Source organism: Bradyrhizobium genosp. SA-3 (assembly GCF_004212635.1).
Classification (GTDB): Bacteria; Pseudomonadota; Alphaproteobacteria; order Rhizobiales; family Xanthobacteraceae; genus Bradyrhizobium.
In genome coordinates, this window is sequence record NZ_PSRT01000201.1 from 1 (window position 1) to 12,243 (window position 12,243).

The 12,243-nt window shown below is 61.3% G+C and carries 13 protein-coding genes; 2 read left to right on the forward strand and 11 right to left on the reverse strand.

Features of this window, described 5'->3' with window-relative positions:
* The 3 genes from CWO91_RS39035 to CWO91_RS43500 all read right to left on the reverse strand — a co-directional run.
* A partial coding sequence (locus CWO91_RS39035; protein WP_208753131.1) for an ERF family protein occupies window positions 1-735 on the reverse strand: 735 nt, incomplete at its 3' end.
* The gene (locus CWO91_RS39040; protein ID WP_433995606.1) at window positions 719-1,570 is read right to left on the reverse strand and encodes a YqaJ viral recombinase family protein; all 852 of its coding nucleotides are present in this window, start codon (window positions 1,568-1,570) and stop codon (window positions 719-721) included. The genes CWO91_RS39035 and CWO91_RS39040, both read right to left, overlap by 17 nt.
* Window positions 1,571-1,682: 112 nt before the next feature.
* Window positions 1,683-1,826: a hypothetical protein gene (locus CWO91_RS43500; protein ID WP_165406018.1), complete on the reverse strand. Its 144-nt coding sequence runs from the start codon at window positions 1,824-1,826 to the stop codon at window positions 1,683-1,685.
* Here CWO91_RS43500 and CWO91_RS39045 point away from each other — a divergent pair.
* Window positions 1,825-2,211: a hypothetical protein gene (locus CWO91_RS39045; protein ID WP_130220700.1), complete on the forward strand. Its 387-nt coding sequence runs from the start codon at window positions 1,825-1,827 to the stop codon at window positions 2,209-2,211. The two genes, CWO91_RS43500 and CWO91_RS39045, sit on opposite strands and share 2 nt — an antisense overlap.
* A 126-nt stretch (window positions 2,212-2,337) precedes the next feature.
* Here the strand turns inward: CWO91_RS39045 and CWO91_RS39050 are convergent, their stop codons facing one another.
* From CWO91_RS39050 to CWO91_RS39070, 4 genes are all read right to left on the reverse strand, one after another.
* Window positions 2,338-2,754 carry a DUF5681 domain-containing protein gene (locus CWO91_RS39050; protein WP_130220701.1) on the reverse strand — a complete coding sequence of 139 codons (417 nt, stop codon included), beginning with the start codon at window positions 2,752-2,754 and terminating at the stop codon, window positions 2,338-2,340.
* On the reverse strand, window positions 2,751-4,112 hold the full coding sequence (locus tag CWO91_RS39055) for a DNA modification methylase (RefSeq protein ID WP_165406019.1): 1,362 nt from the start codon (window positions 4,110-4,112) through the stop codon (window positions 2,751-2,753). The genes CWO91_RS39050 and CWO91_RS39055 overlap by 4 nt, the downstream gene beginning before the upstream one ends.
* A gap of 268 nt (window positions 4,113-4,380) precedes the next feature.
* Window positions 4,381-5,016, reverse strand: coding sequence for a hypothetical protein (locus CWO91_RS39060; RefSeq protein WP_130220703.1), 636 nt, complete (start codon window positions 5,014-5,016; stop codon window positions 4,381-4,383).
* A 455-nt stretch (window positions 5,017-5,471) separates the two neighbouring features.
* Entirely contained in the window at window positions 5,472-5,792 is a 321-nt protein-coding gene (locus tag CWO91_RS39070; RefSeq protein ID WP_130220708.1) for an excalibur calcium-binding domain-containing protein, read from the reverse strand.
* 79 nt (window positions 5,793-5,871) lie between these two features.
* Here CWO91_RS39070 and CWO91_RS45335 point away from each other — a divergent pair, with 79 nt between their 5' ends.
* The gene (locus CWO91_RS45335) at window positions 5,872-5,997 is read left to right on the forward strand and encodes an excalibur calcium-binding domain-containing protein (RefSeq protein WP_349643612.1); all 126 of its coding nucleotides are present in this window, start codon (window positions 5,872-5,874) and stop codon (window positions 5,995-5,997) included.
* Window positions 5,998-6,403: 406 nt separating this feature from the next.
* Here the strand turns inward: CWO91_RS45335 and CWO91_RS39080 are convergent, their stop codons facing one another.
* From CWO91_RS39080 to CWO91_RS39095, 4 genes are all read right to left on the reverse strand, one after another.
* Window positions 6,404-6,679, reverse strand: a complete 276-nt coding sequence (locus CWO91_RS39080) for a DUF3303 domain-containing protein (RefSeq protein WP_130220704.1) — start codon at window positions 6,677-6,679, stop codon at window positions 6,404-6,406.
* A gap of 143 nt (window positions 6,680-6,822) precedes the next feature.
* On the reverse strand, window positions 6,823-7,170 hold the full coding sequence (locus CWO91_RS39085) for a hypothetical protein (RefSeq protein ID WP_130220705.1): 348 nt from the start codon (window positions 7,168-7,170) through the stop codon (window positions 6,823-6,825).
* A complete protein-coding gene (locus tag CWO91_RS39090; RefSeq protein ID WP_165406020.1) occupies window positions 7,164-8,402 on the reverse strand; it encodes a calcium-binding protein in 1,239 nt (412 codons plus the stop codon). The genes CWO91_RS39085 and CWO91_RS39090 overlap by 7 nt, the downstream gene beginning before the upstream one ends.
* 897 nt (window positions 8,403-9,299) lie before the next feature.
* The coding region (locus CWO91_RS39095) for a beta strand repeat-containing protein (RefSeq protein ID WP_130220707.1) at window positions 9,300-12,243 on the reverse strand (2,944 nt) is incomplete at its 5' end.

Below are 12,243 nucleotides of genomic sequence, written 5' to 3' on the forward strand. Positions count from 1 at the left end.
CTCGGCGTCCGCAACAGGGAGCGGCGCTGCTGCCGCCCGACGCGCGGCGTCCTCAAGCTTGGTCTGATAGGCGGCCTCGACGATCCGGGCATCGTCCTCCAGCAGGGTGTTCTTGAGCGGCAGGCTGGCCTTGGCCCAGACGAGCAGGTCCTCGCTGGTGGTCAAGGATGCGAGCTGGCGCAAGAGCTGCTCGCGGAGCTCGGCGGACTGCGGCGGCCCCAGCACCGGTGCGCGGTTGAGCACGCCCTTGGCGGGTTTGGGTTTCGCGCCCGCGGTTGCCTGCGGCCCCGCCACCGGCGGGCTGGCCACGGCGTCGGGGGCATCCAGATCATCCTCGCCGGCAATCCCGACCAGCGCGAACAGGGCGTAGCGTCGGGCGTAGGTGAGCGCCGCGCCCATCCGATGCGGCGCCTCGATGTCCCTCGCCGCGCAGACCGGCCAGTCCGAGGAGATCCACTCGCCGGAGGAATGGGCGAGCAGGGTGGTGAGGTGGATGTGCCCGGTGGTTGCCTCGACCCGGGTGGTCTGGATGGTGGCGATCTCTTGCTGGCTTAAGGTCTTGCGCACAATGTCGAGGCCGCTCGCGAGCGAGGCGTAACGAAAGGTGCGGTCGTCGTCGCGCAGAAACGGCGAGCGGATCTGAGCGGTCAGCGTTTTTTCCGGGTTGGTCAGTTCGGCCTGCGCGCGGGCCAAGGCGGCTGCGATCGCCCCGATACGCTCACTGGCCTGGTGCATGGACGCTCTCCATCTCAACCGGATCAAAACTGATGGCGCCGGCTTTGGAACGCTTGGCGCGAATGCCGTGGCCAAACGCTTCCTTGGCATCCTCGGGCAGCAGCTTCTTGAGCTCGGTCTTGGCCAGCTCGTGCTCACCATGGGCCGCCCGGGTGCGCAAATAGGTCGCCGCGCACTCGGCCCAGAGATTGGAGGCGGTCATATCGACCACCTTGATCGCGGCGAGCCGCGGGCGCGGGGTCTCGATTCCGAACAGCAGCGGCGGCTCGCCGCTCTGCACGCAGCGCCAAAACTTCTTTTCCGCGGTCAGCAGCAGGTGCTGGTAGAGCGGGTCGGCATGCACGGTGATCTCGACCCATTTGCCGCCGCCGGTGATGATCGAGAGCACGGCCGCGCGCGCCGCGACCACCCACATGTTGTGTTGCAGCTGCGCCATGTGCTTGTCGGCCGCCGCCTCTTCGGTAAAGGCCCAGGGCAGCATGAACTTGGCCTCGAACACGGCGCCGGTCGGCGCGACCATGCCGTCCAAGGTGGCCGCCATCCAGGAGTGGACGGGATGGCGCACCCGCTTCTGGATGTCGGTGATCGCGTGCCCGGTGGCGCCCTGGTACCAGCTGCGGTTGAGCTCTTCGGTGGCAATGCCGAGCTGCACGACCAGGTTGCGGGACAAATCTTGCGGCGCGAGCTCGCCGCGCTTTTCCCGCCACAGGCGAGTGAGCTCGTCCTGGTCGTCGCCCATGATGATGCGCGCGTCCGAGCCGCCGACAAAGGCGCGTCGGTTGTGGGGGTTGAAGGTGATGACGGAGTGGGGCGCCTCGGCGCCGTCGGTTGAAATCGGGATCACCGGTCTCTCCTTGGTTTGGCAAACGCGGCTTGCCGCCGCACCACCAAAAGCCCCGCAGCTGCGAGGAGAGATACCGGGGCCAAGGGCCCAAGGCCCGGTCAGATCAGTAACGCTCCTTTTGCGCGGGAATGCCAGTCCTTTCTGCAGCAAATTGGCTGTTCTTTTTGGCCGAAAAGCCTTGATATTTCATGACGTTGGAGTGACTTTTTCGGGCGCCGCGACGAGCAAAAGCCGAGGCCTCGGACATGGCGTCCATTCGACAAATCGAAGCCAATCGCCGCAACGCCAAGCGCAGCACCGGGCCGAAAACGGCGGGCGGAAAGGCGAGGTCCAGCCAAAATGCGCTGCGCCATGGGCTGGCGCGGAGCGGCGATCCTGCCGTGACCGAGAATTTTGCCGTCGCGATTGCGTTGGGGTTCGGGCATCAGGTTGCGCCGGATTTGACGATGGCGCTTGCTCGGTCCAAGCTCGCACTGCTGCGCCTCCGCAGCTTGCGGCAGCAGATGTTGGCCGCGCTGTTGGCCGGCCCGCTTCCGGCAGACCTAAAACGCCTGAAAGGGCTTGAGCGCTACGAGCGAGCCGCTTTGGTGCAACAGAGGCGGGCGCTGCGATTGCTCAGCAAGCAAGGTTGACGCGTGGTTACTTGGCTTCGTTCTGCACTTTCGCTCCTTGGTGCTGCGGCGCTGCGGCAAAGCTCCTCGACAGCACTGCAGAGCAACTAGCCTGGGTAGTCACGCAGCTTGATCTTCACCTCCAGGTTATAGCTTGATCTTCTTGATTCGGGTGCGATGTGGAAACGGCATAGCCCGCAGTCGCGCGAAATCGGCCTTTATCTCCTCCATCGACATCGCGTCATAATCGCGTACGATCTTTGCACTTTCGATTTCGCGAATTTGCTCGATCAGTGCCATCGTCATCCTCAAGGCTCTCAAATTGCCCTTGAGCGCGAGATCGAGTATTCGCTTGACCACTATCTCGTCCGCCCGAATGCGCAATCGTTGTCCGTCTTCGACAATGGTTCGCTTCCGCTTCAATTCGTGCGCAAAAAGATCGATCAAAGTGAGACATTTTTTCGGCCTACCGCGTGGATTGCCGGATTGGCCGGGTTTGAAGCGTCGCTCTTTCGGAGGTTTTCCGTAGCCAACCTGATAGTCTCCGGATTTGCGCTTGGTCATTCCACGCACTCCCGGTGCTGATCTGCGGCGATTTCGTCGAACAGGCGCCCGGTTTGGACGTGAACAGCCCTTTGGCCGGTGTGGCGTTGCCAGCGCCTTATCGCGACGTCAACGTAAAGCGGCTCTAGCTCCGTCGCATAGAGGCGCCGGCCGACCCTTTCGGCAGCCAGCAACGTCGAACCGCTGCCCAGGAAGTTGTCCAAAACAATGTCATTGCGTTCCGTGCAGTCGAGGATTGCATCGGCAAGCAACTGAACCGGCTTCACAGTTGGGTGTAAGGCAAGCAGGTTACCTTCTTCGCCATTACGTTCGAAGCTATTACATCCTGGATATTGCCATACGTTGGTTCTGAACCGACCATGTCGACCAAGCTCTACGTTGTTGCGGTGGGGCACTTTGCCGTGCTTGAAGACAAAGACGAATTCGTGCTGGCTGCGATAGAGTGATCCCATGCCAGCGTTCGATTTGACCCACGCGCAGATGTTCTTGAGCTCGAGTCCAACTTCCGTAGCGGCGGCAAGAATCTCGGCGGAATGACGCCAGTCCATGAAGATGTAGAGGAGGGCGCCCTGGCAGAGGTGCTCTGTCGCACGGCGCAGATAGTCGTTCAGGAAAGCGGTAAACTCCTTACCGGACATTTCGCCGGACGCCATCGCAAACTCGGGATGGCGAATGCCTCCTTTGCCCGAGACGTGCCCTTGAATGGGGACGTTGAATGGAGGATCCGTAATCACGGCCCGGGCGCGTTGGCCGGCCATGAGGGCGGAGAATGAATCGGACTGAAGCGCGCTTTGGCACAGTATCCGATGTTGTCCGGCTTGCCAGAGGTCGTTGACAGCCGAAACCTTGGTCGGGACAACCGCGGGAACGATGTCGGCTGGGTCAGGAGACGGCTCAACCTGCAGAGATTCGAGGTTCTCGATTCGAAAATCGATTTCTCCTTGCGAGAAGCCCGTGACCTCGAGACTGAACCCAAGGTCGAGCTGAGAGAGCTCCTTGAAGGTTTCGGCGACCGCGCGGTCGTCCCAAGGGGCTAGCTCGCCGAGCCGCTGCTCAGCAATCCGGTAGAGTTCGAGTTTTTCGGGAGTGAGATGCGTGGCCCGGATGACGGGGAGGTCGCGCAAGCCAAGCTGGAGCGCGCCAAGGTACCAGATCAAACCGGCCACGATCACGCCTGCAGAATCGATGATAACAGGGCTGATCAAGCCCAATGTCTCGATACATTTCGCGTATTGTTTCTTGTGGCGATCGGTGTGTTTGCGGAGCGATCGCCGAGGCAGTGAAATTGCCTCGGTGGCAAGACGCTCGACCGGTCCCACTTGTGTGAAGACCTCGTTGTGTTTCGATAATGCGGTCATGGTTGGCTCCTTTGGTGACCTTCGGCGGGCGGCGCGGATGTTTGGTCGCGCGCGAGTGCATTGAAGCATCGATATAGGTTTCAATTGGACCTGCGTGCATCGTGCTTTTCCTTCTGTCGGCTAATTCAGCTGCGCGCTCGCTTGCGCGCCTCAGTGCCGCGGCAGTTTCGCCGGCCCATGCACCGGTCGCGCCAGCATTGTTTTGAAGCGTCGATATGGGGTTCAATTAAACGTGACTGCATCGTACTTCTCCTTCTAGTCGTCTGGTTCAGCTGCGTCCTCGCTTGCGCGGTCGCGCTTTGGCGAGCTGTTCTGACAATGCGTGAGCTGATTTCGTGAGTTCGAGCCAGGTGGTGGAACGGCCCGGCTTTTCAAGGCCGCGGTTGAACGCCTTATGATAGTCCTCGAAAATCTCAACGGTTGGGGCGGGGTCTTCCGCGCTCCTTTGGTCAGACCAGATCAGCAAAAACACGGGTAACTTGGTCGGCAAGGCCGGATTTCCGGGCCGGGCCTGAAGCCGGATCTGATCCGGATCGAACAGCTTGGCGGGATCGAGCCTCATGATCTTCTTATGTTGGCGTTCCAGCGCCGGCCTGATGCGCCGCAACGATTCGACAACAAACTTCTGCGGCCATTTGTGATCGAGCATTTGCAAGCCGATCAGCAAGGCAAAGCTCTCGTATTCGGAAAACTGAATCTCGCCGCCTTTGCCCGGTGCGTCGCCGGTAAAAAAAGCGTAGTTTGCCAGTTCGGCCTTGTCCGATTGGGGACGCACGTCCAGCGCGCGGTCAGTGTCTAATAAACGTTTCACGCGCGTCAGCAGGTTCGCCTCTGACTTCGGGTCATTGGCGCCGAGCCGCGCCACAATGGCGTCTTCGACCTGGTTGCGCTTGTATGCGCTCATTGAAATATGATATTAGGTTACAATTGAGCTGTCCAGAGGACGTGCCCGCGGTTCTGAGCGGCGTAGCCGCTTCGTGCTTGCAGCGGTGTTCGCCGTGCAGGTCCAGTGCTTCTGCCGCCCGCCGTGGTAGGGCCGATCGCGATGTTTCGAGACAAGGCCCTCAAGCCCCATGCGGCACGCCGCGCGGAAGGGATCGGGGCCAATATCCGCCGCGCTCGAACCGCGCCACGGTGATGCCATCAGAACGGCGCGCCAGAAGTCGCTCCAGGCTCGTCTTGCGCAGGTGCAGAGACAAAGAGCGCAGGTTATCGGGTTATCGCCGCTTGTCGCGAGAATGTCGAAGCTTAGAACTGCCTCTCGTGATCGTGCTTGCGAGAATGCAGCGCTTTAAAGTCGGAGATGCCATCGACGTGATGGTCGGGTCGGGGAAGCGGTGAGGGCCACAGGTCCCACAGCTAGGGCCGCAAAGCAGCTCCCCGCCTTGGCGGCCAAGGTTCGCAAGCAACTCCATCCCGATCCCGGTCGTGATGCTTCCAATAGCCGGGCTCCCCCGATCGCGCCGGTGCCAAGCCCACCAAGCGGGCAAAATCACAGTTGGGAGCGGACGCGATATGTCTGAGCGTTGTCGTGACCGGCCAAGGGCTCAATCCAAAGCCCCCGACGAGCGCAACGGCTACCGCGACGGCAACGATTGCCGTCACTGTTTTTGTGGCCCGGCGCAGCTTGATACTACGGTCATGGCGCGCCGATACCGCACGGAAGCGACGCTGGGGCATAAGAGCAGCGGCCGCAATCGTTGCTTTTGCGGTTGCTTGTGCCGTCGTTTGGGGGCTGACGTCGAGCCGTTGGCCGGTGATGACAACGCTCAAACATATCGCGTCGTCCCCGAACTGTGATTTTGCTCGCTTGGTCGGCTTGGCACCGGCTAGACGAGGGGAGCCGGGCTATTGGGGACGCCACGATCGCGACGGGGATGGATAGCTTGCGAACCATGGCAGTCACGGCGGTGAGATGCTTCGCCGCCATCGCGATCTGCACGCAAACCGCGCGCCTCGCTCCAGCCGATCGAAGATCAGAGTACCACTGCGGCAATTGCGGCATGAGTATTCCCGCTTTTCTCTGCAGGCGGCGGTCGGATCCCTGCCGGTCCGGCAAATGGTTTTTTAGCTTCTGTGCTGCGCACCATGGGTGTGGGCAGCAGGCTCCTAGCTAGTTCTGGAGCAGAAGACCCTTGGTTCGCGCCCCCCGGCTGTTGACCCCAATCCTGCGGCTAGGAGCCGGTGGCAATGGCAAGACCACTCGGTGGCAGGCGTATTTTCCGCCCGGCCAACAGCCGAGCAGAGCCGGCGCCAGGATTGAAGCCGACAGCGGCTGAACAGATTGAAGGTCAACGCTTGGGTAGCGACGCCATCACCTCGCCCGCGTCCCCGTCCTCCAGGCAAGGCGTGACGGTCAGCGGGAGTAGGTCGGCCCATTGCGCGACCCAACGATACATGGCCTTTGGATCACTCGATTCGGAGATCGCAAATCCCTGACCGTTCATGCCATGCCAACGCCCCAACATCTTGACGCCGTCGGGCGGTGCGCCACCGGTTTCCAGGAAGCGTGCGACAGCCGCATTGAAGATGCCTTGAGGTACAGTCCAAGCAACGATGAATTTCATGCGAGTCTCCCATATTTGCGACAAAAGCCGACTGGATCAGGAGATCCACGCGACATCAGTCGAGAACTGGACGCAGGTCGGGGGCCCAACAGCTCGCCAGGCCTGCCGCCTCCGACCCTTTGGCCGAACTTGGCCGTCTTTTGTCAGTGCAGGATAAAGTCGTTCGATCCCGCGCTCGTGTTGAGGTTAAATACGTTCAGAATTTCGATCGTTTCTGCCGCCGCGGCACCGCCATGAGCGGCGTCAGGAGTAATTTGGTAGAAATCAGTTGTTCCGACCTGCTGTATCGTCGCGCCAGTGGCGAGCGTGCCATAGCCGTAGAAGTCCAAATGATCGCCGACATTCGCGCCGGCTCCGGTAAAGTCGGTCACGACGTCGCCGTTCGCCTCACCGAAATTGAATTTGAATGAGTCATTGCCGGCACCGCTGGTGAGCCTATCTGCGCCGGCTCCGCCGTCGAGCGTATCCGCCCCACCCGCGCCATTCAGCACGTCGTTGCCAGCGCCGCCCGCCAACACATGGCGGCGTTGTTGCCGGTCAGCGCGTCATTGAACGCCGAGCCAGTCAAATTCTCGAACCCAGTCAGCGTGTCCGTACCGGCCCCGACCGTGTTCTGTGCCGTGGTCACGGCAAGGCTGACCGTCACCCCGGCGGTCGCGTGCTCGTAGCTGACCGTGTCGATGCCGGAACTGCCCGCCAGCACGTTGTCGCCGGAGTTGCCCTCCAATATGTCGTCGAATTGGGAGCCGGTCAGGTTCTCGATATTGACCAAGGTATCGCCTTGAGCATCGCCACCGGTACCGTGCCCTGTCGCCAGGCTAACGTTGACGCCAGCCGCTGAGGCGGCATAGGTCGCCGTGTCAGTGCCCTGACCGCCGTCGAGCGAATCCGCGCCGCCCAGGCCGGCCAGAATGTTGTTGCCAGCATTTCCGATGATGACGTTGTCGAGCACGTTGCCGGTCCCGTTGATGTTGGAGGTACCGGTCAGCGTAAGGTTCTCGACATTGGTCGGGAGCGTGTAGGTGACTGATGCCTGCACGCTGTCGGTGCCCTCGCCTGCGTTCTCGACGACCACATCACCGGTGTTGGCGACGACGTAAGTATCATCGCCCAGCCCGCCAATCAGCGTGTCGGCTCCCCCGCCGCCCGTGATGAGGTCGGCGAACGCGCTGCCGGTGACGGTGAACCCTTCGCTCTGATTGTGCAGATCGATCGTTACCCCTGCGCCTGCCGAAGCCGCCGAGACCGCTTCGACATTGGTGATCTGGGCGTTGGTTGCGGTATTAAGATCGGTGGACGTCGCAGACAGGACGATGGTGTCTGTGCCCGCGCCGCCATTGACGGTATCGGCCCCGATAAAGCCGATAATCCTGTCGTTGCCGCCGCCGGCGGTGATGCGGTCAGCTCCAGCCCCGCCCGAGATGGTGTCATCCGATGCACTGCCGGTGATGGTAAATCCTTCGCTTTGGCTGTGCAGGTCGATGATCACGCCAGCGGCGGCTGACGATGCGTTGATCGCCTCAACATTGATGATTTGGGCATCGGCAGCTGTGTTTAGATCAGTGGACGTGGCCGACAGGACGATGCTATCCGCCCCGGCGCCGCCGTTGATGGTGTCGGCGCCCACGAAGCCCACGATTGAGTCGTTACCCGCTCCACCTGCAATAGCGTCAGCAGCTGACGTTCCAGTGATCGTGTCACTGCCGCCAAGTCCGAAGGTCATCGCAGCTCCGGCGGCCACAGCAATGGCCTGACCAGCGGAGGTTCCAAACTGAAGCGTTAGCAGTTGAACGTAGCGGTTGCCGGTGCGGCAGTCCGCGCAAGATCGGGTGCTGGCTTTGGCGCACTGGCAGCGGAAAACCCGAAGACGCTTTGGATGTCCCAAGAGAAACGCTCGGCTTTGGACTCTGCGCGCCAGTCGCCACACGCCCCGCGGGATGCCCATGCCGCGTCGCAATAGTGTTGCTGATTCAAGTCGCTATGTAGCTTTTGCTCCGAGCCATCATCGATTTTCCTCTGCCATTTAGATCCTCCTCAATTGCACATCGAGAGCGAGAGCAGATTGTGGTTACGAACCTTGAGAGGTGTCTGAGAAATCGACGCTTACCAATTCTCGCTAGCCCTGTTTGGCGTCTGGCCACCGCGACACGCTTGAATTCATCGGCTTTTTCGTCATTTCCTATGTTGCGGCGGCGGCGTTTTGCGCGGGTTCTCCTCTGCAGAATTTCCTGTAGCAGCGAACTGATCCTGGCACCCTTCCGCGGAGGTGAACGGGCGGGCGGCCATCGTCAGCGGTTAAGGGGGCGCATATGGACCAGGCGTGGTCGGGTCGTGGGCGACTGCCTCCCTCACGGACCTCCGCCGCGTCCAGACCAGAGTGAGGCGTTGGTCCCCCGCTCCGGTCGGCGCGGCTGATGATGCCTCTTCCATCACTCGCCCGGACGCGTCATTTCTGCCAGAACCATTGATTGAACGACATGGCGAGCGGCCCGACGATATGCTTGAGCGCGGTTCGTGGAACGGTCGGGATCATCACGGTCGCGGGCAGCCGGGATACAGACGAATGTTCGGCAGGCCCACCGGACCGCAACATTCGCCCGGCCCATCTCGTCGCAACGCGTCAGACCAGATAGTTGTGATAGCTGATAAGCGTTCCCGTGTTCTTGTCTGCCTCCGTCTGGAAGCCCGCGGCATCGTACTGGCCCAACAGGGCAATGTCGGCGGTATGAACTCCGTCAGTCACCGACAGGGTTCCTCCAGTGCCGGCCTGATTTGCGACATAACTCGCGGTCGTGCCGACTCCGAATGCCACATCGAGGAGATCGAGGTGGTCATTGCCGTCAAATCCGGACACGACCCCGCTAAAGTCGAAGGAGTCGTGGAGCACGATTGTCCCGGTGGCTCCGGCATCAAGCGTTATCTTGGTCGATGAGGCGGCTCCGAATTCGAGCGTGGCTACTCCATCCATCAAGGCGGTGCCGCCGCCAGTGACGCTGCCATTGAGGGTGATGTTGGCTCCATGCGCCCACAGCAGCCCAGAATTATCAAGGTTGCTGTCGATGACCATCCCGCCGCTCCCAGTCGCTTCAAGCGTTCCGGAATTGACGATGGTGTTCGTCCCGGTATCGATATCGAGCACATTGATGCCGGTGGCGACAATCAGGCCTTTGTTGACCAGTCCCATCATCCCGTCCCCGAGGTGGCCCGCGCCGGCGATCGTGTTGTCCACATTCGTCAGCGTGACGTCTGAGGTCGTTCCGGTGATCAGGTTCTGATCGCTGTCGGACAGCACGACCTGCCCATGACCCTGGAGTGTGATGCCGTGTTCGATCAGCTCGAGGTTTGTCCCGTTTCCGGTCGAGTTCAACTCAATTGTACCCGTGTTGTCGATGGTGCCGCTCAACGGAAGCAACGCGCCGTCGCTTATCACCAGGCTGCCGGAATTTTCCGTAACGGGGGTTTGATCGAACACGAAATTGCTCGATGTGAGCGACGTCGGATCGAGACCTTGCAAAGTGATCGATTGGCCTTCTCCCAACTCGATCACGGCGTTGCCGTTGGTGTCGCTCACAGTATGTGCCTGGATGTCGGCGAACGAGGTGAAGTTGGCGTAATCGATCAGATCGATTTGGTCGTGCATCGCGTCGAAGTTATAAACTACGTCGTGACCGATCGGCTGCGAGAACACCAGCAGGTCGTTCCCACTCGAAGCCGTCAGATGATCGTCGCCCGACACAGCAAAGATCGGCGATCCCTGCGCATAGGCTTCGACATTGTCGGCCACGGTTGCCGTTCCCGTAGTGCCATCGGCGTTCGTCCAGGTTTGCGTGACGTTCAGCATCACCGCACCCGCGAAATCTAGCGCCGAAGTGATTGTCATCGACTGCACATCATTTGTCTGAGCAGTCCAGGTGCCATCGCCGTTATTCGTAGCGTTACTAAGACTCCAGCCTAAGGGCACCCCGCTGATCGTGACGGTGATGACATCGTTTGGATCATCTGACGGATCGACCAGAGCCAGATTGATAGCCTCGCCGGCGATACCGGCGGGCGCAAGGGCATTGGCACCGCTCCCTTTCACGATCGTGACGGTGTCAGTGTCGGCGAGGCCTCCTGCGTCGGTCGTTGTCATTGTCAACGTCCGCGTGGTGTTGTTTGACCCACCACTAAACGTCACGCTAGCCAAGGCCGCATTGATGTCCGAGATCGAGCCGGAGAACGTCATGACCTTCGTGCCGTTGGCACCGGAACTGAATGTAAGGCCTGATGTCGTGGAGAGTGTTAAAATGCCGGTCGACGATTGCGGGGAATTGCCCAGCGAGAGTGAAACAGTCTCGATGCCGTTGTCGACATCACTGACTCTCAGCGTGAAAGTTGCTGTCGAGCCGCCGCCGGTACCGTTTCCTACGGTCTGCTGCCCCGGAACGGTGTTGACCGGCGCGTCGTTGGCGCCGCTGATGGTAACGGTTAGCACCGCCGTGTCGGTCAGGCTGCCGTCAGTCACGGTGTAGTTGAAGGTGTCGGTCGTCGTCTGGCCGACATTGAGCGCCTGCACGGTTGCGTCGTTCTCGTTGACCACGTACGTGTAGCTGCCGTTGGCATTGAGTGTCAGCGTGCCGTGCTCGCCCACCAGGCCGACGCCCAAAGTGCCGGCCGTGCCGGCCCCCTCAGTGCCGCCGGTGCGGATCGCACTGACCGTCAGGCTGCCGCTGTCGACATCGGTATCATTGGTCAGCAGATTGCCACTGCCGTTGATGCCGCCCGATCCGTTGGCCGTGCCGCCTTTCTCGGTCGCGGCACCGGTGTCATTCACGGCGAGCGGCGCATCATTTGTGCCGGTGATCGTCACCGTGACGGTGCCGCTCGCCGTGCCGTCCTGGCTCACTACCGTGAACTGGTCCTGCACCTGCTGGCCGGCGGTGAGCTCATTATGGGCGCCGTTGCCGGTGTAGCTCCAGGCGCCATTGGCATCGATCGTGAAGTCGCCGTAGGTCCCGTGGACGTTACTCTGCGCGACGAGATGGGCCTGGCCAGCGTCCGGATCGGTGATGGTGAGCTGGCCCGAGGTGTTGAGCGCGGCTGCGGTGTCGCCCTCGGTGACGGACTTCGAGTCCGACGAGACCGACGCCGCATCATTGGTCCCGGTGATCGTCACCGTCACGGTCCCGGTGGCAGTGCCGTCCTGGCTGGTCACCGTGAACTGGTCCTGCACCTGCTGGCCCGCGGTGAGCTCGTTGTGGGCGCCATTGCCGACGTAGCTCCAGGCGCCGTTGGCATCGATCGTGAAGTCGCCGTAGGTGCCGTGGACGTTCGATTGCGCCACGACGTGGGCCTCGCCGGTGTCCGGATCGGTGATGGTGAGCTGGCCGCTGGTATTGAGCGCGTCGGCGGTATCGCCCTCGGTCACGGACTTGGAGTCCGAGCTCACGGTCGCGTTGTCGTTGGTGCCGGTGATCGTCACCGTCACGGTGCCGGTCGCGGTGCCGTCCTGGCTTGTCACCGTGAACTGATCCTGCACCTGCTGGCCGGCGGTGAGCTCATTGTGCGCACCATTGCCGGTGTAA

Excerpts from the sequence above, each read along its gene's own strand:
- CWO91_RS39045 (WP_130220700.1), top strand. The coding sequence starts at position 1,825 with ATGGCGTCCATTCGACAAATCGAAGCCAATCGCCGCAACGCCAAGCGC.
- CWO91_RS43500 (WP_165406018.1), bottom strand. The coding sequence starts at position 1,826 with ATGTCCGAGGCCTCGGCTTTTGCTCGTCGCGGCGCCCGAAAAAGTCAC.
- CWO91_RS39050 (WP_130220701.1), bottom strand. The coding sequence starts at position 2,754 with ATGACCAAGCGCAAATCCGGAGACTATCAGGTTGGCTACGGAAAACCT.
- CWO91_RS39055 (WP_165406019.1), bottom strand. The coding sequence starts at position 4,112 with ATGACCGCATTATCGAAACACAACGAGGTCTTCACACAAGTGGGACCG.
- CWO91_RS39060 (WP_130220703.1), bottom strand. The coding sequence starts at position 5,016 with ATGAGCGCATACAAGCGCAACCAGGTCGAAGACGCCATTGTGGCGCGG.
- CWO91_RS39070 (WP_130220708.1), bottom strand. The coding sequence starts at position 5,792 with ATGCCCCAGCGTCGCTTCCGTGCGGTATCGGCGCGCCATGACCGTAGT.
- CWO91_RS45335 (WP_349643612.1), top strand. The coding sequence starts at position 5,872 with ATGACAACGCTCAAACATATCGCGTCGTCCCCGAACTGTGATTTTGCT.
- CWO91_RS39080 (WP_130220704.1), bottom strand. The coding sequence starts at position 6,679 with ATGAAATTCATCGTTGCTTGGACTGTACCTCAAGGCATCTTCAATGCG.
- CWO91_RS39090 (WP_165406020.1), bottom strand. The coding sequence starts at position 8,402 with ATGACCTTCGGACTTGGCGGCAGTGACACGATCACTGGAACGTCAGCT.